Source organism: Edaphobacter sp. FHG110511_03 (assembly GCF_059115365.1).
In genome coordinates this window covers 508,218-529,466 of record NZ_JBZYWL010000002.1, presented here as the reverse complement: position 1 = coordinate 529,466, position 21,249 = coordinate 508,218, and the positions used below count along the sequence as shown (strand labels likewise).

General features: G+C 55.7%; 12 protein-coding genes. 9 read left to right on the top strand and 3 right to left on the bottom strand.

Going from position 1 to position 21,249, the window contains the following annotated elements:
* Positions 1–131 precede the first annotated feature (131 nt).
* Positions 132–536 carry a dihydrofolate reductase family protein gene (locus AC5S26_RS11655; RefSeq protein ID WP_494185061.1) on the bottom strand — a complete coding sequence of 135 codons (405 nt, stop codon included), beginning with the start codon at positions 534–536 and terminating at the stop codon, positions 132–134.
* Between the two features lie 624 nt (positions 537–1,160).
* On the opposite strand from AC5S26_RS11655, the gene AC5S26_RS11650 reads away from it, so the two are divergent.
* Positions 1,161–2,990, top strand: a complete 1,830-nt coding sequence (locus AC5S26_RS11650) for a pyrroloquinoline quinone-dependent dehydrogenase (RefSeq protein WP_494185060.1) — start codon at positions 1,161–1,163, stop codon at positions 2,988–2,990.
* Between the two features lie 293 nt (positions 2,991–3,283).
* Here AC5S26_RS11650 and AC5S26_RS11645 read toward each other — a convergent pair whose 3' ends face one another.
* A complete protein-coding gene (locus AC5S26_RS11645) occupies positions 3,284–6,481 on the bottom strand; it encodes a TonB-dependent receptor (RefSeq protein ID WP_494185059.1) in 3,198 nt (1,065 codons plus the stop codon).
* 875 nt (positions 6,482–7,356) lie between these two features.
* On the opposite strand from AC5S26_RS11645, the gene AC5S26_RS11640 reads away from it, so the two are divergent.
* From AC5S26_RS11640 to AC5S26_RS11615, 6 genes are all read left to right on the top strand, one after another.
* Positions 7,357–7,803: a Fur family transcriptional regulator gene (locus AC5S26_RS11640; RefSeq protein ID WP_494185058.1), complete on the top strand. Its 447-nt coding sequence runs from the start codon at positions 7,357–7,359 to the stop codon at positions 7,801–7,803.
* A 177-nt stretch (positions 7,804–7,980) separates the two neighbouring features.
* Entirely contained in the window at positions 7,981–10,215 is a 2,235-nt protein-coding gene (katG, locus tag AC5S26_RS11635; RefSeq protein ID WP_494185057.1) for a catalase/peroxidase HPI, read from the top strand.
* Between the two features lie 564 nt (positions 10,216–10,779).
* Positions 10,780–11,724 carry an amidohydrolase family protein gene (locus AC5S26_RS11630; protein ID WP_494185056.1) on the top strand — a complete coding sequence of 315 codons (945 nt, stop codon included), beginning with the start codon at positions 10,780–10,782 and terminating at the stop codon, positions 11,722–11,724.
* A 357-nt stretch (positions 11,725–12,081) separates the two neighbouring features.
* Entirely contained in the window at positions 12,082–12,915 is an 834-nt protein-coding gene (locus AC5S26_RS11625) for a DUF4159 domain-containing protein (protein ID WP_494185055.1), read from the top strand.
* A 203-nt stretch (positions 12,916–13,118) separates the two neighbouring features.
* On the top strand, positions 13,119–13,361 hold the full coding sequence (locus tag AC5S26_RS11620) for a glycogen/starch/alpha-glucan phosphorylase (RefSeq protein WP_494185054.1): 243 nt from the start codon (positions 13,119–13,121) through the stop codon (positions 13,359–13,361).
* A 229-nt stretch (positions 13,362–13,590) separates the two neighbouring features.
* Positions 13,591–16,842 carry a TonB-dependent receptor gene (locus tag AC5S26_RS11615; protein ID WP_494185053.1) on the top strand — a complete coding sequence of 1,084 codons (3,252 nt, stop codon included), beginning with the start codon at positions 13,591–13,593 and terminating at the stop codon, positions 16,840–16,842.
* A 509-nt stretch (positions 16,843–17,351) separates the two neighbouring features.
* On the opposite strand, the gene AC5S26_RS11610 is transcribed toward AC5S26_RS11615, so the two are convergent.
* A complete protein-coding gene (locus AC5S26_RS11610) occupies positions 17,352–17,828 on the bottom strand; it encodes a GlcG/HbpS family heme-binding protein (protein WP_494185052.1) in 477 nt (158 codons plus the stop codon).
* A gap of 339 nt (positions 17,829–18,167) precedes the next feature.
* Here AC5S26_RS11610 and AC5S26_RS11605 point away from each other — a divergent pair, with 339 nt between their 5' ends.
* Both AC5S26_RS11605 and AC5S26_RS11600 read left to right on the top strand, forming a co-directional pair.
* Positions 18,168–18,515, top strand: coding sequence for a PadR family transcriptional regulator (locus tag AC5S26_RS11605; RefSeq protein WP_494185051.1), 348 nt, complete (start codon positions 18,168–18,170; stop codon positions 18,513–18,515).
* A 2-nt stretch (positions 18,516–18,517) separates the two neighbouring features.
* Positions 18,518–21,235: an ABC transporter permease gene (locus AC5S26_RS11600; RefSeq protein WP_494185050.1), complete on the top strand. Its 2,718-nt coding sequence runs from the start codon at positions 18,518–18,520 to the stop codon at positions 21,233–21,235.
* Positions 21,236–21,249 lie beyond the last annotated feature (14 nt).

Below are 21,249 nucleotides of genomic sequence, written 5' to 3'. Positions count from 1 at the left end.
CGATGCCGACGAGTGCAAGATATTCTTGGATTGTTTCCTCCAATGCGAGAAATTTACTTTCTGGCCGGAAGGGATCTCCCGCTTTCCACGGGGCGGATGATCTGCAGAGGAAGATCCGTTTCATAGTCTTGTCAACCCTCCTTGTTAGAGCAATCATCAGGTGGGACGAAAATTAATCTCGTCGCGTCCTCTCCTACAAGATCGGTTTTCATTAATTGGAGTGGAGGGCGCGCTGTGGCGAAGTAGGGCTTTCCGCTGCCGAGCACGAACGGGCGTAGATAGAGGCGGTATTCGTCGATAAGACCGAAGGTCGTGAGGGTCCCTGCGATCTCCGGTCCGGCAACGTCGATGTCACCTTCGATCTCCGCTTTGAGTCGCTTGGCGAAACCTTCCAAGTCATTACCCGTAAGCGTGGCGTTTGCGCCAACCGACTTCAAGGAACGAGACGCGACCCACTTTGGCTTCGAACGCCAAGCCGAAGCAAAATCATGCGCGAGCTCGTCCCACTCCGGTTTGTCCCCGTCCCAATAGTGCATCACTTCATACATCCGCCGTCCGTACAAAATTCCGGCGAGCCCACGAACGTGATCGTTGAAATTGGCGATGTAACTTGGGACCGGGAGGCGGCAACTCCGGACCCCCGTAAACTCCGGCGACATACCCGTCGAGAGACTGCATCATTCCGAAGACAAATCTACCCATCGTTCGGATCACCCCGCCATCGATCTTAAGGTACTGTAGTTGAGGCACGCCAACCTCATCAAATCTTCTCATCGTTCTCTGATTCGAAGACCGAATTCAACGACCGGAATGCGTGGCGGATTTGCTCCAGGCTGCCAGACGATAAGGTAGACCTATCCCCGCCTATCAGGGCTACCCAGAGCGTTTTCTGAAAAATGCAGCCGAATCCCCGAGGAAGCCGCTAGGTCTATGTCTTCGATGAGAACTATGTGCCACTCGCTGGGACAAATTCAGAGCGTTAAGTTCCACTGGGGAATCAGTTCAAAAAAACCTTAACCAAAACAGCGGCAACGGCTTTATATAGACATACAAACCTAAAGGAACGGCGCCCGTAGTTCGCTGTACCTGCATCTCATTCTGCTTCCTAAACACAGAGCAGACTCCGGATCTTTGGGGCAGGCTCTCAGGAGACACTCTTTATGCATTTGTCGAGATCCTTCGCGATGAAACTGGCGCGTTCCGCCGGCACGTGGTTGGCTGCGGCCTGCATCGTCCCGACCACCGTTGCCCAGGCACCCGAAGTTCCCAAGGTGAACCCGGCCACCGGAACGCCCGTACAGGCGAGGGCGCCCTTTCGACCACGGCGTCCAATGGATTCGCCATACGCCAAGGCAGCGTATGCGAACATGCAAGCGCCGCTCAATCGTCTGACGCCGGTGACCGATGAGATGCTGCGCAATCCTCCTCCGGGTGACTGGCTCAACTGGCGACGCACGTATGACGGCTGGGCCTACAGTCCGCTGACGCAGATCAATCGCAAAAACGTGAAGGACCTGAAGGTCGCATGGACCTTCAGCATGGCTTCGCCCGATGACGCTGTTAACGAGACCACGCCTATCGTGCACGACGGCATCATGTTCCTGTGGAACTTCGGCGAAACGATTCAGGCGCTCGACGCTAAGACCGGCACCCTGCTCTGGCAATTCGACTACGTGTTACCGAGTGACTACCCGTCGCTGCCGGGCTTCTATCGGACCAAGCGAAGCCTCGCGATCGGTGGCAACAAGCTCATCGTAGGTACGATCGATATGCACCTCATCGCGTTGGACATCAAGACCGGCAAGAAGGTGTGGGATGTCGTAACCGATGACTACAAGAGCGAGCGCACGTACAACAGCGGCCCGCTGGTCGTGAAGGATAAAGTGCTCATTGGCGCCGGCAACTGTTCGCCAGGGAGCGCCAACCGTGAAGGAGGTAAAGTCGCAGGCTATTTTCCCCCAGGTGGATGCTTCGTCACCGGCCACGATCTTGAGACCGGAAAGGAACTGTGGCGGTTCAATACTGTTGCACACACCAACGAACCGGGCGGTGACACCTGGAACAATCTGCCTGACGACAAGCGCGGCGGTAGCGCTATCTGGGAGGTTGGGCAGTACGACCCGGAGCTGAATCTGACCTATTGGGGCACCGGTTCGCCGTCGCCGTGGTCAACGGTGACTCGTGGAAGCTTCGGTGCGTTGGGCCTTTATATGAACGCCACGCTGGCGCTTAACCCTGACACCGGCAAGCTCGTCTGGTACTACCAGCATATCCCGTCCGATCCGTACGACATGGACTATGCCTTTGAGCATATCCTTGCGCCGGTCACCGTTCGGGGAGAGCGACACAAGGCGTTGATCACTGCCGGCAAGCCGGCGATCTTCGAGGCTGTGGATGCCGCGACCGGTAAGTTCCTGTTCGCGGTCGATCCCGGCGCGCAGAATGTAGCCACTGCGATCGATCCGGTAACCGGTGTCAAGACGCTACTTCCTGAACCGCCGCCGCCGGGCGTCACCCGCTGCCCGACCAATGCCGGTGCCAGAAACTTCCCGGCTGGAGCATATAGTCCGTCGACTAACCGATATTACCTGCCGATCAACGATACGTGCATGGGAAAGATGGGCGACACACCGGCACGCTTCCTGGCGCTGGATCTGAATACCCAGAAATTAGTGTGGGATATTCGGACACGCGTCCCGCAATCGTCCGGCCAGCTCACGACCGCGGGAGGTCTGGTGTTTTCGGCAACCCCGGATCGCTACTTCCGTGCGTTCGACGACAAAGACGGCAAGGTGCTATGGGAGAGTGGGCGCCTGAACGACATCCCGAATGCTTTTCCGATCACCTACATGGTGGACGGCAAGCAGTACATCGCGATGCCGGTCGGGAATCCAGGGCTCCAGGGCAACACCGCATTGTACGCCGCTCCGGAGAATGGTGTCGTGCGGGGTGCGAAATCGTCGGTCTTGTGGGTGTGGGAGCTGCCCTGAGAACATTGGTTGGTCTCGCTCCAAGAGGACTCTTGATATCGCGCAGTTGAGTACTTGGGGCTTCGGATCGTGGCGCATACGATCCGAGCCCCATTTCGTGACTGTAAGTAGTTTTTCCGGGAGCGGATTGAGCTACAACCGTTACGGCTGAATCCGTGTCGTGTGCTCCGGTTTCGGCCCTATTCAGCTTGGCCAAGTCACGCCTCCCTGTGTTACTCTCCCCGTCGCTTATTTAATCCGCATCAGCGAAGAGAGGCCATCCGCTAGGTGCCTCTTTTCGGACAGTGAGTATCTCAGAAGGCGTATTTGAGCGAAAGCTGAACAGCCCTGCTGCCTCCGAACGATGAGATCACGCCGAAGTTGGTCGGCACGTTTGCTGCCACCGTCGCGGCCGGAGCGTTTGGCAGTGGATGGTTGAGCGCATGGAAGATGTCCGCGCGGAACTGCAGGAACTGTTCTCGAAATGTTGGGAAGTTTTTCGAGAGCGACAGGTTCGTGTCTGTATTGCGCGGAGCGATCAGATTGTTGCGGCGTTCGTTGCCAAGCTCGTAAGGGCCGGGCTGCACGAAACACGCGGTGTTGAACCAGCGGTTGATAGTAGGATGGTCCAGCTTTGGATTGCAGGTCTGGTTGGCGCGGGACGCATGCGAGCCGCCGGAGTTGGAGTTATCCGTTGCGGATATGTAGAACGGAAATCCTCCGTTCATTGAGAGGACGCCGCTCAGATTCCAGCCTCCAACGGTCTCGTCAAGAATAGGATTCTGGTTGGCCCAGCGGCGGCCACGGCCAAAGGGCAGCGGCGCAACGCCGCTCACTTTCACCACGTGCTTCTGGTTGTAGTCGGCTGGGCCCCAGTCGCGACTAAGATCAGTGCCCGATGCGGGGTAAAGCTCCTCGGTGGTCAGAATGTCCATTGCTTTGGAGTATACGTAGTTGGCGTTGAAGGAGATTCCATTGCGGAAGTGCCCACGCCACTCCAATTCGAGGCCGTTATAGTTGCCGGCCCCAAGATTGGAGGCTTCCAGCACATCGCCTACCCACGCGTAAGGACGTCGGCTCTGAAGGGTTCCAGGATTGTTAAAATCGGTCGGACGCGAGGCCTGGTTGGGATTATGACGAATCTGCGTATGTGTGCTCTTGTTGCCAAGATACGAGATCTGAATCACAGTCAGCGCACCGATAGAACGCTGCACCGCCACATTCCACTGCTGCACATACGGCGTGGGATTGTTCAAGGCTACCGTGTATGGTGCTTGCGAAGATGATGTGGGATGCGGATCGAAGGCATCATAGGTGGGCACCACCTGCGCGTTGGTATAAGTGTTGTTCTGCAGGTAGTAGTTTGGTGGGTTGAGCATGAGGAACTGGTAGTTGTTGTAGAGCGGAAGAGCGTAGTAGATGCCGTAACCTCCGCGCACCGTCATATTGGAACCAGTCGCGTATGCGAATCCGAAGCGCGGAGCGAAGTTGTTGTAGTTCTGACGAAAGGTTCCTGCATGGGTTGTGTTGTCGCTCACGTTGTAGACGTGCGAGTGACCGTTGGCATCCGCCGGGGCCTCGTAGAAGTCGTATCGCATGCCCAGGTTCAGTGTCAGTTTGTCGGTGATGCGCCAGTCGTCCTGGACATACGGCATGAAGTTGTACTGCCGCAGAGCGGCCGTAGAGGCGCCGATGCCCGCTTCGGCGTTGTAGGGCAGGCCCAGCAGAAGGTCGGCGATGTCGCTGCCACCCGCGGGCTTGGCCGCGTGGTTGTTGGTGTAGATGCCACTGAAGCGGAAGAGACCGTTGTTATATACGGTCCAGTCAGCGTTGAAGTGGACGCGATCAAGCTGGAAACCAAAGACGAAAGTATGCCGTCCGCGCACCCAGTTCACTTCGTCCGCGTACTGAAACAGGTGCTGCCTGGCGCCGTCCGGAGCGGTTGCGTTACCAAGGCTGGTGTGTGGGGCTGTGAGATAAACGATCGGCGGCGCCCACTGTTCAGGTGCAGGCGATAGAGCTGTCAGGCCGAACTCCTGTGAGTAGTTCTCACGGCCGTTGCCGCTGATTCGCTCCTCGATATCGGAGTAGTTGTAGCCGAAGCGACCCGTGTTTACCACATTGGGCGAGAAGATATGCGTCCACTCCGCATAGGCGTTCTTCGCATCGCGCGTGGAGGCCCCGTTGAAGATGTTTCCCAGGGCCCAGCTTGGCGAGGTGTCGGCGGGATTGGTCGTTGTGTACGAACCGTGAAGCGTGTCTTTGCTACCAATGATGTAGTCCACGCGGCCGAAGTATAGGTCGTAGTTTGTGCGTGCTGCTCCGCGGGCGTAGTAGTTATAGCCGGCGTTCGGATTGCCGGTGGGGTCCGGAAAATACGCGAGAAATTTCTTTGCGAAGTCGGAGATGTGGGGAATTTTGTTGCCAGGGAACGGCTGGATCGTCTTCGTTGCGGGATTGTAGGTGCTGGGATCGTAGATGGTGAAATTGTCGGCTGAAAAGTCACCCTGCTTTTCGGCCACCGTGGGCACGTTGGCATTCAGGATGGAGAGGCTCGACTGCCTCAGGCCGGAGTAGTCAAACAAGAAAAACAGCTTGTTGTGCAGGAGTGGTCCGCCGAGGTTGGCACCGAACTGGTTATAACGAAGTTGGGCCTTGGTGGTGTTGTTCTTTACATAGGCGTTCAAATCGTCGTTGCGGAGATAGTCATATACCCGGCCGTGGAATTGATTTGTGCCGCTCTTGGTCACCACGTTTACGACGTTCGGCTCGTCGAAGCGCGCGTTGGCTCCATTGCGTACGATGGTGACTTCCTGCGTTCCCTCAATAGAGGGCTGAACGTTCGCCGTCTTGGTCAGCAGGTTGTAGTTCGTGACGCCATCTTCCAGGAATGACTCCATGCCATAGGCGTTACCACCGATGGTGAGTGCGTTGGCTGTGACACCGAAGAAGTTGATGTCCGAGCGGCTGTTGCCCGATCCGGTGTAGCCCTGCACGTTGGCCGATTGCGTCAAGGTGGAGAAGACTGTGCGTCCGTTTGCCGGCAGGTTTTCGATCTCCTGCGACATCACTGTATCCGCTAACTGGTGGCCCTCCGTCTCCAATGAAAGCGATGTGGCGGCGACGTTCACCGTCTGGTCCGATGCGCCCACCTTGAGCATCGGTTCCCACCGGGAGATGTGGCCGGCTGTCAGCGTGATATCGGTCTTCTGTATTGCGAAGCCCGACATGTTGGCCGTCACGGTGTAGCTACCAACCGGAAGATTGGCAAAGCTGAATGCACCATCAAGTGTGGTGGTCGCGTTACGCGTCAAGCCCGTTTCGCGCGAGGTAGCGGTGATGACGGCGCTGCCGACGTTAGCACCCGACGGATCGTGCACCACGCCGTTAATCGTGCCGGTAGTGTACTGGGCTAGTGCTGGAAATGTGAGCAGAATAGTAGCAAGTGCTATGAAAAACTTCGCTAGTGTAGCCAGCTGCGTGGGAGGCGTGCAGAAACGGTGAACGAACATCAGAAGGGCTCCGGTGGACGTGACATGCGCGACAAAAAACATAAGCGCCGCCCAAGCATCCGCGCGTGAAGAAGTGGGCGGATAGTTTGGGCGGCGCTCTATATCTCTGCCGCATCCAAAACGATATTGCGGGTACGAGAGAATACTTGTCAAACCGGGAATGATTTCTTTACCGGAATGTAACTTGGCAGTACATTATTGCCGAGTATTCTTTGCTTTTCGCGATACACGACTCGCTGGAGTATTGATTAGATAAACGATTCCAAGACTGGATGATGGAGACGAGATCGCCTGAGCCAGTCTAAGTGGGATTGCCTTGCAATGTTGACAGTGAGGCATTTTGAGAAGATGGATATGAGCGCCACCTATGCTGCTTATTATTAATGTTGACGGGATTACTGCGGCTCATTTGCGTAAAGTTCTCCAGGCCTTCTTCATCACCTAATTTTGCGAAAGATAGAAAGTTTTCTTGAAAATGGATCTGTCCAAATCCTTTGTTTAGAGGCAACGAAGTTGAGCCAGAGAAGGTCGCGCGGCGGCCGCTCCGGTGATCTCTCGATCTACTCCTGTCTGCACAGCAACTCAAAGGCACCGGTCTGAGACGTTTCCGGGAAAGTGCCTGCCGCTCGACGTAACCATCGATCAAGCCAACCCCCGGTCCGATCATTCCGAGGAAGGTGCGCGTCACTTCTCGGAACTACGACGAGATTCATATAACGTCTCTGTTGACACATGTGGGGTTTCCTAATCGGAGCCGATGCTCTTAGGCATAAGCAGCAACTTCGCAACTGGGCGATACCGGCTGACCAACCCTCCTCTATTCCAAATCTCGACTGCCTTGACGAACAAGAATAATTATCGTTTACTAGCTCTTGATGCGGACCTCTCCTAGTGTCGAGACCCGTCCTTTCCGTGAACTTTGTGCGGATCACGGGCTTACTGCGACCCACCAGCGCCAAATTCTCTACGAGGTCATGCAGACGATGCCTGGCCACCCCAGCCCCGAAGAGGTCTACGCGCGGGTCAAGAAGCGCATACCCGCAATCTCCCTCGCGACGGTTTACAAAAACATTCATCTCTTCGTCGAAAGAGGCGTGCTAAAAGAAGTCAGCATGCATCACGGCTCTCTCCGAGTCGAGCTTAACAGTCATCTTCACCATCACATGGTGTGCTCGCATTGCAAAGCCATCACCGACATCGAAGAAAAGGATCTCGGTGTCATTCCGGCACTGCAACGGTTGCCCGGAGGCTTTCAGGTGGAACGCTACGCTATCGATGTCATAGGAATCTGTGCCGCGTGCCAAAAAGCAAAACGCAGCTAATACCATCCACTCGCTAACCGAACTGACAAGTTGCAATATGGGCGAAGACTACAAAAGCAAATCTTTGACGACCGGCGGTGGCCCTCCCGCGGGTGACAACCAGAACTCGCTAACCATGGACCCCGGCGGGCTGATAGATAGATAGGGTTCCGCGGCAATGAGAACGAAGGAGCGAAAATGTCGGCTGAAATGAAATGTCCAGTGCCTCACGGCGGCAACCCATCCACCAGCACCGAGACGGCCTCACCCATGCATGGCGCTGTCACGCACAACTCGCGCAAGATAACGCGCAACGAGCATTGGTGGCCTGACCGCCTCGACCTCGCCGTCCTGCACCAGAACACCAAGCTGGCCGATCCCATGGGCCAGGACTTCGACTATGCGGCAGAGTTCAAGACCCTCGACCTCGATGCCGTCATCAAGGATCTCCACACTCTGATGACCGACTCGCAGAGCTGGTGGCCCGCAGACTACGGCCACTACGGTCCCTTCTTCATCCGCATGGCATGGCACAGCGCCGGCACGTACCGCACCCATGATGGCCGCGGTGGCGCAGGCATGGGGACGCAGCGTTTTGCGCCGCTCAACAGCTGGCCGGACAATGTCAGCCTCGACAAGGCTCGCCGCTTGCTATGGCCCATCAAGCAGAAGTACGGCAAGAAAATCTCCTGGGCCGATCTCATGATCCTTACCGGCAACGTCGCGCTCGACTCGATGGGCTTTAAAACCTTCGGTTTTGGCGGAGGTCGCGCCGACGTCTGGGTTCCGCAGGAAGACATTTTCTGGGGCTCGGAGCACACCTGGCTCGGTAGCGATCGTTACCAGGGTGAGCGTGATCTCGATCATCCTCTCGCGGCCGTGCAGATGGGCCTTATCTACGTAAACCCGGAAGGCCCCGATGGTAAGCCCGATCCGGTCGCTTCCGCACGAGACATCCGCGAGACCTTTGGCCGCATGGCCATGAACGACGAGGAAACCTTCGCGCTCATCGCCGGCGGACACACCTTCGGTAAAGGCCACGGTGCGTACGATCCTGGCCCCAACGTCGGACCCGAACCCGAAGGCGCACCCATCGAGCAGCAGGGACTTGGCTGGAAAAACACCAAGGGCAAGGGCAATGCCGAGGACACCATCTCCTCCGGCCTCGAAGGCGCATGGACCAGCCAGCCCATCAAGTGGGACAGCGAGTACCTTGACAACCTCTACAACTTCGACTGGGCGCTCAAGAAGGGACCTGGCGGGGGGTGGCAGTGGTACGCCGTGGCCGAGGAAGCCAACTTCCCCGACGCGCACATCAAGGGCAAGATGCACCTGCCCATGATGTTCACCTCGGACCTCGCTCTCAAGTTCGATCCTGCCTACGAAACGATCGGCAAGCGCTTTCAGAAGGACCCCGCCGCGTACGCCGATGCCTTTGCCCGGGCATGGTTCAAGCTCACACATCGCGACATGGGCCCCATCGACCGCTACCTTGGTCCCCTGGTTCCCAAGGAGCGGTTGATATGGCAGGATCCCGTTCCCGCCGTCGATCACGAACTCATCGGTGAAGCGGACATCGCCGCACTGAAGGAGAAGATCCTCGCCTCCGGTCTCTCCACCTCGCAGCTGGTCTCCACCGCCTGGGCGGCAGCTTCGTCCTTCCGCGGCTCTGATAAGCGCGGTGGAGCGAATGGTGGACGCATTCGTCTCGAGCCGCAGAAGAACTGGGAGGTCAACCAGCCGCTCGTGCTTGCGAAGGTTCTCAGCACGTTCGAGGGAATCCAGAAGGACTTCAACGCAACGGGCAAGAAGGTTTCGCTCGCCGACCTCATCGTCCTCGGCGGTGACGCTGCCATAGAAGCCGCCGCGAAGAAGGCCGGAGTCGACGTCACCATCCCCTTCGCCCCCGGCCGCACCGACGCGTCGCAGGAGCAGACCGACGTTGAGTCCTTCGCTCCCCTGGAGCAGACGGCGGACGGCTTCCGCAACTACTTCCGTCTCGGCCACACCAAGCGTGCCGAAGATCTCCTTGTCGATCGAGCTCAGCTGCTGACCCTGACGGCGCCGGAGATGGCCGTCCTCGTCGGCGGACTGCGCGTTCTCGGCGCTAACTACCGTGGCGCAAAGGAAGGCGTCTTCACCGACAAGCCTGGAACCCTGACGAATGACTTCTTCGTCAACCTGCTCGATATGGCGACCGATTGGAAGGCATCTTCCACTTCGGAAGGTTTGTTTGAGGGATTGAATCGGGAGACGGGTGAGACGAAGTGGACCGCCACTCGCGTGGACCTGATCTTCGGCTCCAACTCTCAGCTCCGGGCTATTGCGGAAGTCTACGCATCGGCTGACTCGAAGGAGATCTTCGTGAAGGACTTCGTAGCTGCCTGGAGCAAGATCATGAACCTCGATCGCTACGATCTGTGCAAGGCGTAGTTCGTCGCTGGGTACCTCAACTCCGCAAACGAAGGGGTTACCGCAGGGTAACCCCTTCCGCATATCCGACCTCTAGGGGACCAAGGAGGCAACGGACGACACCCTGATTGACCCAGCGCAAGATGTCACGATACAGCAATATCTGGCGTCAAACTCTTTGACGCGCGAGGCGCAAAAGTGGACCAGTGACGCCAGTTCGCTGGATGGTTGGAAGATTCGCTGGGGTGTGGATTCAACAAAGTGAACGCCCTTAAGTGCCAAGGTCGGTATGCGCTAATCCTACTTGCGACGTTCATCATCCCAATAGGGACACCAACCGTGACGATGCGAAGTGGGAAGCAGAGGAAGAGAAGCCATCATGGAGGGAGCCAATGTCGATACCTGCTGTGATGATGGCGTCGGCTGTGAACTCACCTCGGGTACTTCTACTCAACATAGGCGTTCCTCATTACTGACCAGTTCCGTCATCCGCGTCTGTTCTCATGGAAATGCATGTGCGCGTTACCCGCAGGGTAACTGTGGATTCCTCCCCAATGCGGTACCCTTCTGCAGGGAGTAACAAAGATGACCATTGACCGACGCCGGTTCCTGCAGCTTGGCTCAAGTTCGGCAGCAATCAGTCTGATTCCTTCAACATTCGCCGAGACGCTGCATCGGCTGCCGATAATTGACGTGCACGTGCACGCGTATCCTTCCGACGCACCGATTCCCGCCGCAACGAATCCCGTTACAGGGAAGACAGTAAAGCTCAAGGATGGAGCCGCTCACAGGGCAGCCTGTTTTGCGGAGATGAAGCGACTGAATATTGTCAAAGCAGTCGTTAGCGGAGGAGACGGCGACCGCCTCGCTGCAGCCATCTCCTGGTACGAAGCGGACCCGGGCAGGATTATCCCGGGGGCTGGTGTACGTGGCTCTGAGGATACTCCGCTGCCCGAACTAAGTGTTCTTAGAAGCGCCTTCACAGAAGGTCGTATGCGTGTTTTGGGTGAAGTGACTACACAATATGCAGGCCTTACCCTTGACGACCCGAAGTATGCTCCATATCTGGCGCTTGCGGAAGAATTGGATATCCCGGTCGCTTTGCACACAGGAACCATGCCGCCAGGAATGTCGTTCGATCCATGCTGCCGTACAGCTCGTGCACGCCTTGGGAATCCCGGACTGGTCGAAGAGGCCCTCAATCGTTATCCGAAGCTCCGACTGAATCTCATGCACGCTGGCTGGCCATATCTCGATGACACTATCTCTATTCTTTTCCACTATCCGCAAGTCAACGCGGACCTAGGCGCGATCGACTGGCTGCTCCCACGTGCAGAATTTCACGCCTACATGCACTCTCTCATGCGAGCCGGTTTTGGCAAGCGGTTGATGTTCGGCACCGACCAGATGTACTGGCCTGAGGGAATCGCGATGGCCGTGGATGCGGTGAATTCCGCACCATTCCTGAGTCCGAACGAGAAGCGGGATATCTTTTATTCGAACGCGGCTCGTTTCTATAAGTTGAGCTAGTGAGATGGGGCAACGCTGTGACCCCTTCAATTGGGATCTCCCTGCAGCCCCCTCGGGCCGATCTGCTTCCATCTGGAACGTAGGTTTGTAGGGCTGAGAGGGAAGCTCGTCTATCGTCCAAAAGGAAGCGTTGCTAAATACAAGCCCGATGTTCCTAACTCAGACTATGTGAATCGCCCTGGCCGCCGCCTCGTATACTTCTCATCAAACGGAACCGGAAAGCAGGGTCGCATTAAGAACAAATATGTTTTTCGGCTCGGCCCAAAATGAATTTTTCAAACCTCAGGGCTGCTCAGACCATCAAACCAGAAGGCCCGTTCGTCATACGTCTTTCTGCTACACCCTGTAAGGAGGGCGATGAAGAAGCTGATGCTGTTCACCTGTGCTCTCGCTGCTTCCGGCGCCGTCATTGCCGCTATCGGTGCTCAGGAACCCTTCCGGGAGTATCCGTCGGTTGAGTATGGCGACTATATACCTCTGCCTCCGGACTGGAACAAACCGGCTGAGTTTGTTTTTGCGCGCCTTATGTTTCCTGGTGGCCCGCTTGATGGATATCAACTTACCGGCCGGTTTACCGGACCTTGGCAAGAGGGGCTTTCCCTCTGGACGCAGGATTATCCGCGAGCCGATCGCTCTTTTGCCAGGGCTATGCGCCGACTTACCCGCGTCGATGTGCGATCAGTGGAGCAAGCGGTGAATCCAGATGATGGCGACGAGATCTACAACTGGCCCTTCATCTATGCCGTTCAAGTCGGCGAATGGGGGCTCACCGAAACGCAGGCTAAGAAGCTGCGAGAGTATCTCCTTCGCGGTGGCTTCTTTATGGCCGATGACTGTCACGGCAGCGAGGAACAGGCTTACTTTGAGAAGACGATGAAGATGGTCTTTCCAGAGCGTGAGCTGGTCGACATTTCTGATGGAGATCCCATCTTTCACACCTTCTTCAATCTCGACAATCGTTTCCAAATTGTGGGGGCTGAGCACCTTGCCGAAGGGCATAAGAAGGACGGTTACGTTGCGCACTGGAAGGGCATCTACGATGATAAGGGCCGGATCATGGTAGCCTTCACGCTAAACTCCAATGTTGGAGACTCCTGGGAGTTTCTTGACGATCCTCGGTATCCGGCGAAGTTCTCCGTGATGGGTACGCAGACCGGAGTGAACTATGTGCTCTATGCAATGACCCACTAGATACAAATTTGCACTGTTTTCTGTGGTGCAAGTCTGGATCGACAAAGTCCAGTGGATAGCCGACGTAGTGGTCAGAGGGATCCCCTCCGACACGGCGATTTAGGATATCGCTCCGGCATCGCAAATACGCTTCGTCGGTGGAAGTCCAAGGCCACCGAGTCCTTCTGCCTCGGTCGGTTCAACAGCGGGGATTACCAGGTACCGTGGGAGCCAAAATCTTCGCCGAAAACCTTTACAAGCCCCTGTATCCTGACGACGAAGACATCCACGGTGGGCAGTTTCGCCTTGAGCAGCATTACTTTTCGTGCTCGTCACAGGACACGATGATCCGAAGCCATATCGACTCCGGCCATTCCATCGATACCTTCCATCGTCGCTGCACGATCCAGCTTAACGATACACATCCATCGGTCGGCGTCGCCGAACTGATGCGTGCGGCGTTATAGATGGAGGCGACCGATGTGATGATTGAGCGAGTGGATGAAGTTGATTTCTGACGAGTATCACGCTCGCAACGCTCCGCATCACCAGAGATCTGCCAAGTAGACGACATCGGTGGCTGCTTAGATTTATACGACTTTAAACGTATATATTCGTACCATGCGCCTGAAATCTTTGTTTCCTGTCGTCTTAGCAGTGCTGCTTATTCTTTGCGTCCATAGTGAAGCCCAGGTTATGGGCGAGCTGCGTGGCCAGGTGACCGATCGCTCAGGCGCGACGATAAGCGGAGCGAAGGTAGTCCTGACAGCAAACGCGACAGGTGTCCTATTGGAGACGGCAACAACCTCGACGGGCGAGTACTCGTATTCGCAGCTGACATCAGGGATTTATTCGGTTGAGGTTTCTCATGCGGGGTTCGCAAACTTCACGCGCAAAGGCGTTACGGTGACGACGGGAGGGACGGTGCGCGTGGACGTCACGCTGCCTCTGGCAACTGGCAACGATAGTGTAGAGGTAGATGCGGATGTGCCGTTGCTACAGGCCGCGACGAGCAACATCTCGACGACGATCCCGGGTGGGACGGTGCGGACTTTGCCCTTGAATTCACGAAACTTCGTGCAGTTGACGCAGATGGCACCCGGTGTCGAGTTGCCTCCGGGCACGCTGCTGCCGCGCATCAATGGTGGAAGGCCCCGGACTAATGAGTATTTGTTCGATGGCATCTCTGCCTTGCAGCCGGAGCCAGGACAGGTGGCGTTTTTCCCGATCATTGATTCGATTGCAGAGTTCACAGTCGCGGCCAATAACGTACCGGCTGAGCTCGGGCGCTTCAACGGCGGTGTGGTGAATGTAGCGACTAGGTCCGGGTCGAATGCGTTTCATGGAAGCGTGTTTGAGTATTTCCGCAATGAGGTGTTGAATTCTCGTAACTACTTTGCGAGCGCGAGTGTACAAAAACCGAAATATCGCAGGAATTTATATGGCGGAACCATTGGTGGGCCAATTCTGCATGACCGCTTGTTCTTCTTTGGCGATTACCAAGGCATCAAACAACTGGTGGGTGTGACACGGAATTCCGTCGTTCCTACTCTGGCGATGCGACAGGGAAACTTCAGTGGGGTCGCAGCGATTTACGACCCGACAACGACGACGGTGGTGAACGGAAATGTGACGAGAGCACGCTTTGCTAACGATAGGATTACATCGCCGATGGACCCGGCCGCTCTGGCGCTGCTTTCTCGAATACCGTTGCCGAATCAGAATGGTGCAAACAACTACACGCGGACGGCGAATGATGACGATCACCAGAATCAGTTCGACACGCGCGTTGACGGCGCCTTCGGGCAACATGATCGGGGGTTCGCGCGCTACACGTACTACCATGAGGTGGAGAATCCGGTTACTCCGTTGCCGGATGGGTCTGGTGCGATCTCAGGATCGATTTTGGGTACGGGCAATGTGACGTCGCTGACAAATATTCTGGGCCAGCAAGTCGTGCTGAATGAGACGCATACATTTTCGCCCCGCGTGCTCAACGAGGTCCGGCTTGGATATACGCGGAGAGGCAATTCGCAGTTAGGTGCGGCCGTGAACGGAACCGCAGGATCTTCGCTTGGGATTCCAAGTATTCCGACGAATGCGGCGTTCAACGATGCGTTGCCGCTTTTTACGTTTACAGGGCTGCAGCAGCTGGGTTCGGTGGCAAGCGCCTCATCACGGTATCAAACGGCAGTCGGCGAGCTTGTAGATATGGTGGTATGGACGCACGGGGACTATTCTCTGAAGGCCGGTATGGATTTGCGCCGGTACGAGTTGAATGCCATTTCTCCACCTAATCCGACGGGGTCGTTCGCATTTACAACGACGGGAACAAACAACGGCTCGACTGGAATTGCGGCAGGTGGTAATTCGTTTGCGAGCTTCCTGTTAGGTCAGGTGGATACCTTTTCGATCGATCTGCAACAGAGGACGATTCGTCCCCGCGACTATATCCATGAGTTCTTCGCGCAGGATGATTACCGAGTGACGCCGAAGCTGATTTTGAATATTGGCGCTCGGTGGACACTGCATATGCCGTCAACCGAAAAGACGAATCAAGGAGCGGTGTTCAATCTGGTGACGCAGCAGTTGGACTACCTGGGCGTGAATGGGAACTCGCGCAGTGCAAGAGAGCTGCATTGGGGCAATGTGGCCCCGCGCCTCGGGTTCGCGTATTCCCCAGATGAGAAAACGGTGATCCGCAGCGGGTTCGGCATAGTGTTTATTGACCAATCGGGTATTACGACTCCGTTTACGACACCACAGTATCCGTTCATCCAGAACGTGCAGCAACGGACGCAAGACGGATATACGGGTGCGTTCCGGCTAAGCAGTGGACCAACGGTGAATCCGGTAGGAACGACTCCGGATGCGGGTTTGGGGCAGAGCGTGTACACCGTAAATAAGAGCGCAGGCTCAGGCTATAGCGAGCAATGGAATCTTGCAGTACAACGTGCTATCACAAACAGCTTGTCGGTGGAAATTGCATATGTCGGATCGCATATCGTGCATGTGGGGATCCCAGATGCGAATCTGAACCAGTTGACGGCGGACCAGTTGTCGCAGGGGTCCACGCTGACGCAGCGGGTTACGAATCCGTACTATGGGAAGTTGCCCGCGGGCTCTACTCTGAATACGCCCACGATCGCACGGGCGCAGCTGCTAAAACCATATCCCCGCTTCCAGAATGTGGCGACGTATCGCAACAATACGGGGACATCTAACTACAACGCGCTTCAGGTGAAGGCGGAACAGAGGGTTTTAAACGGGCTTTACTTCCTATTTGCTTACACGCACTCAAAGCTAATTGACGATGCGTCGAGCGTGTTTTCGTCGACAGTGTTGTCGTCACCGAATACGTCGTCGCTGGTTGCGGCAGACACCTATCGTCCCTACCTGGAACGTGATTCGTCGCAGGGCGATATGCCGAACGTTACGAGCCTGTCGGTGGTCTATGACCTGCCGAAGTATCGTGGGCATGGGATGTTGACGTCTGCCCTGGGTGGATGGGCGGTGAACGGCATTATGACATTGCAGAGCGGTATGCCGGTAACAGTTACTCAGGCGACCAACAATAACAGCTTTGCTGGCGTTGTGCTGCAGCGGCCGCGGATTGTTGGGGAGTCTGCTCTTCCTGCGGATGAGCGGACGCCGCAGCGCTTCTTCAATACAGCCGCATTTCAGGCGGCCCCGCAGTTTACATTCGGCAACGCATCAAGGAACCCAGTGCGCGGACCTGCTTACCGCAATCTAGATATGGCGCTGGTAAAGCATACGGCTTTTGGCGAAAAAACGAATGTAGAGTTTAGGGCAGAGCTGTTCAACGTAACCAACACCCCTGGCTTCGCACAGCCGAACGGATCATTTGGTACAGCAGCGTTTGGCACGATTTCGGCTACGACGACTGACCCTAGAGTAGCGCAGTTTGCTATACGCCTCAGTCGTTAGTGAGATTGATACCTGTTAGCTGGGAGGCAATAATGACACATCATCCACAATTGCTAGCGTGTGATCGCGCTTCGAAAGCACTAGGAGCGAAGCACTCTGTGCAATGGCCGTCCCACATAGTCCCCAGCCTAGGACAAAAGCAGCAAGACACGTCATTATTTTGGTCCAAAAATGTTCATTTGGTTTATTGAAAGTCCAGGCGCCCGGCGTTGAGAAGCTGATTCTCATTAACGTGACGGTTTCGGTACGATGGTCATGTTCAACGAAACAATCTGGCCGCGGGCATAGGGGATCGTCACATCAAATGCCCGCCGATCGATCCAGGCTACTTCGTACGAAGAAATGCACGGGCCGCGTTTGACTTTCGCAATCGCCTGTCGCCTACGGCGGCTCATGTCCGCATGAACTCACTGGCTCGGCATCGTTGATGCTGGCTAGTCAGTAGCCATATTTGAGCGCCGCTAATTCGGTTTGTGCTCGCCAAAATCGGCGGAAGTTCAGAGCCCATCTCAATCAGATCTTGATTGCTTGAGAAGCGCGTCGAGACCGGATTGCGCAATGGCTTCGTCAACCTCCGATTTGGCGCCGCTCGCGGATATCCCGCCCAAAAGCTGGCCATTGACCTTAATCGGCAACCCTCCTTGATTTGGGAAAAATTCTGGGAATGCAAGCGCTTCCGTATTGCCATTCTTTATCGTGTCCGCTCCTTCTTTGGACGGTTTGCCGTAGAAAGCTGCATGGCGTGCCTTTCTTTGAGCAAATTGAATCGTATTCAGCGAGGCTGTTTCACCCCTTTCCAAAAAAAGTAGGTTGCCGCTCTCATCTACGACGCAAATGGTTACGGAAACATTTAACTCCTTCGCTTTTGCCTCCGCTGCAGAAACCATGATCTTGATGTTGGCAAGATCTAGATACTTCTTGCTTGGAAGATCGCCGGCAAAAGCTACCATCGCTGGAAGAAGGATTACAGCCAAGAGTCGATTCACAAATTCCTCCTGTAAGATTGCGCTTTCCAATTTACCAGAGCGTCCATTCATCTCAGTGGTAAAGATTATCGAGGTGGGTGGCTGGTGTCTGGCTATCTCTCAAGCGCACTGAACAAGAGTTGAGAGTGGTTGCGACAGCGTTGCCAGCTGACCCATTGATTCGGATGCTTCAATACCTTGTCGCCCGGCGATGCTCGCTGAGTCAAGATCGGGGGAGCGGTTACCGGTCAGCCGGCGATCAGCGCATATCCATCGCTGATCGCTACACACATTTGGATAGGTTTCACTTGACAAACAAGTAGACGACGCGGGACCCTCTCAGTAGGAGGAAGCACTGGGATGCCAAGTAAAGAGATCGTATCGATCCAACTTCTTCAAGGAACGCTGGATCTCATTGTCTTGCGCACGCTTGCCAGCATGGGTTCGCAGCACGCCTACCAAATAGCAAACCGTCTTGAGCAGGTCTCTGGCAGTCTTCTTAATCTTAATCAAGGCACCCTCTATCCGGCGCTGGTACGTCTCGAGCAATACGGATGGATCAAGGGGACTTGGGGAAAAACAGAGAACAACAGGGAAGCAAAATACTACGCAATTACCCGAGCTGGCCAGAAGGCGCTTGGCGAAGAAACCCAGCGATGGAGAAGGATGGCTAGTCTTGTCGAGAAGCTTCTCGTTGAGGAGTCATAGAGATGAGATATATGAGGCGCATTTTTCTTAGATTCTTTAGCCTCTTCGCCAATTCCAGAGCAGAAGCCGAATTGGACAGAGAGATAGCTGCGCATCTTCAGTTTTTGGAAGACGACTTTCTGAATCGGGGCATGAGTCCGAAAGAGGCACGGCGAGCGGCCAGGCGCACCTATGGAGGACTGGAACAGGTAAAGCAGCTGCACCGCAACGAACGAGCCTACCAGGGGCTGGCCAGTCTCATGATGGACGTTCAATATACCTTGCGCCAATTGCGTAAATCCCCGGGATTCGCCCTCATAGCGATTCTCATGCTGGCATTCGGAATCGGCGCCACTACTGCGGTCTTCTCGATCGTAGAAGGAGTTTTGCTGCGCCCCCTTCCGTTTGCCGATCCTGATCACTTGGTTGTCCTTGGCGATGACCTTGTCGGATCGCATTGCACTTTCTGCAACAAATCTCAAGTCACTGCTCCAGACATTCGCAACTATATGCGAGACACGCATAGCTTTCTCCACTTAGGCGGCTATCAACGAATAGGTCTTGAACTGTCCGGTACCGGTGACCCCATGCGTGTGAGGGCGACGAGAATGAGCGGAGAGGTATTTCCGGCACTGGATATTGCACCGCTTGTAGGGCGCTGGTTTACCCAGCAGGAAGACGATCAGCATCAGTTAGTAGCTGTACTGAGTTATGGCATGTGGCGCGAACGCCTTCATGGTGATGAGAAGATTCTTGGCACGAAGATCCTTCTCGATCGTAAACCCTATCTCGTGATCGGGGTCATGCCTCGTGATTTTGAATTTCCCCTAGTGCCCGGGCACGTAAACAACAGTGAACTTTGGGTTCCGCTAAGTCCGCAGCCGGAGGAATTCACGGCAGGCTACGCGGCATCATGGAATTCCCGCATGGTGGGGCGTCTCAAACCCGGCATTACGCCGGCACAGGCACAGAGCGATGCCCAGCTGGTAGCTAAAGAGACGATGCGTAACTACCCGGGATTTATGCGGAGTCTTCGTATTCGGTCAGATGTAAAGCTCCTGCATGAAGACACCGTGGCGCAGGCACGACCGTTGGTCCATGCCCTGCTTTTCGCAGTTGCAACTGTTTTGCTGATCGCTTGTACGAATCTGGCTGGCATTCTTCTGGTGCGCTCGATTCGTAGGAGAAGAGAGATCGCCGTTCGCCTCGCTCTAGGCGCGCGCGCCGCAATGCTGTTACGCCAGGCAGTGGTTGAAAGCTTGGTGTTAAGTATCGCCGGAGGAGTGGTTGGATTAGCCTTTGCCGCGGCCTGCATTAGAATTGGCATCAGCCTGCTGCCGGAGACCTTGCCGCGAATCCACGAGATCTCATTGGATTGGCCCGTCATCGCCTTTGCTCTCGGTCTGGCTATCCTGACAGGTCTGGTCTGCGGATTAGCCCCTGCATTCGCAGCCATACAGACCAGCGTAAACGAGACACTGAAGGAGGGTGGAAGAACCGGTACTCTTGGTAGTGGACACGGGAGGCTGCGGTCGACGCTCGTTGTCGCTGAGATCGCCGTCGCACTGGTTCTGTTAACGGCTTCCGGTCTGCTCTTGCGCAGTTTTGAGAAGATGCGCAACGTCGAGCTTGGCTTTCAGGTGGACCACACGCTCTCCGCGTTTTATGACCTTCCACAGAAGCGGTATGCGACTCAGGCTGCAATCGACACCTTTACTGACTCCTTGCTGCGGAACCTACGGCAGCTACCGGGAGTTAAGGCCGCAGGCATCACTTCTTTGTTGCCTGGGACGGGGAATGACGGGGTGATCGCAATCACGGTAGAGGGGTATATCCCTCAGACGGGTGCGGAACTGAGTATGGCGACGGTATCGTTGATGCAGGGCGATCCATTGCAGGCGCTCGGGGTCCGCTTGCTGCGGGGGCGATTTTTTACGGAATCAGACGAGGCAGATTCTCAGCCCGTAACGATCGTTAACCGAAAGTTGGCCGAACACTTCTGGCGCGGTCAGGACCCTATAGGAAGGCGGCTCCGCCGCGGGATGGCCGAAACTCCCACCCCCTGGCTGACTGTAGTCGGCGTCGTCGATGACGTAAAACTCGGATCACCCGATGGCGGAACAGCAGAACAGTTCTATCAACCTGTATCCCAGCAAGTCATTTCAGAGGGAGCTTTTGCTTCGGCCGGCGAGTTGGCGCCGACTTCCGCACATATCGTATTGCACACCGACACTCCTCCCGATCAAATGGTGAACTCGCTTCGCGCTGCAGTACAAAATATCGATCCTCAGCTTCCCCTTATCGGGGCGCGGACGATGGAGGACGTGATCTCGGATAGTGAAGCTCCACGCTTATTCAACACTGTGCTGATTTCAGCCTTTGCAACGATTGCATTGCTGCTGGCGGTGCTGGGAATTTACAGCGTGATCGCATTTTCGGTTGCCTTGCGGGGGCAGGAGATTGCGATTCGTATGGCGCTCGGCTGTCAACGCCAGGGCGTACTCCGCCTTGTTCTTACCTCCGCAGCGAAGCTCGGTGCAATCGGATGTCTCTTGGGACTTCTTGCCGCGGCAGGTGTATCCAACCTCTTGCGTTCTTTTCTGTTTGCAGTCAGCCCCTTCGATCCACTTGTCCTGATACTTTCTGCTGTCGCCATGCTGTCGTTTGCGTTGGTAGCATCTGCCCTCCCTGCGTCGCGTGCAACGAAGATAGATCTCATAGTCGCCCTGCGTGATGAGTAAGAGCATCTCTCGAA

Coding starts and splice junctions, on each gene's coding strand:
- AC5S26_RS11600 (WP_494185050.1), top strand. CDS start 18,518: ATGAGATATATGAGGCGCATTTTTCTTAGATTCTTTAGCCTCTTCGCC.
- AC5S26_RS11630 (WP_494185056.1), top strand. CDS start 10,780: ATGACCATTGACCGACGCCGGTTCCTGCAGCTTGGCTCAAGTTCGGCA.
- AC5S26_RS11625 (WP_494185055.1), top strand. CDS start 12,082: ATGAAGAAGCTGATGCTGTTCACCTGTGCTCTCGCTGCTTCCGGCGCC.
- katG (WP_494185057.1), top strand. CDS start 7,981: ATGTCGGCTGAAATGAAATGTCCAGTGCCTCACGGCGGCAACCCATCC.
- AC5S26_RS11645 (WP_494185059.1), bottom strand. CDS start 6,481: ATGTTCGTTCACCGTTTCTGCACGCCTCCCACGCAGCTGGCTACACTA.
- AC5S26_RS11615 (WP_494185053.1), top strand. CDS start 13,591: ATGGGCGAGCTGCGTGGCCAGGTGACCGATCGCTCAGGCGCGACGATA.
- AC5S26_RS11655 (WP_494185061.1), bottom strand. CDS start 536: ATGCACTATTGGGACGGGGACAAACCGGAGTGGGACGAGCTCGCGCAT.
- AC5S26_RS11640 (WP_494185058.1), top strand. CDS start 7,357: ATGCGGACCTCTCCTAGTGTCGAGACCCGTCCTTTCCGTGAACTTTGT.
- AC5S26_RS11605 (WP_494185051.1), top strand. CDS start 18,168: ATGCCAAGTAAAGAGATCGTATCGATCCAACTTCTTCAAGGAACGCTG.
- AC5S26_RS11650 (WP_494185060.1), top strand. CDS start 1,161: ATGCATTTGTCGAGATCCTTCGCGATGAAACTGGCGCGTTCCGCCGGC.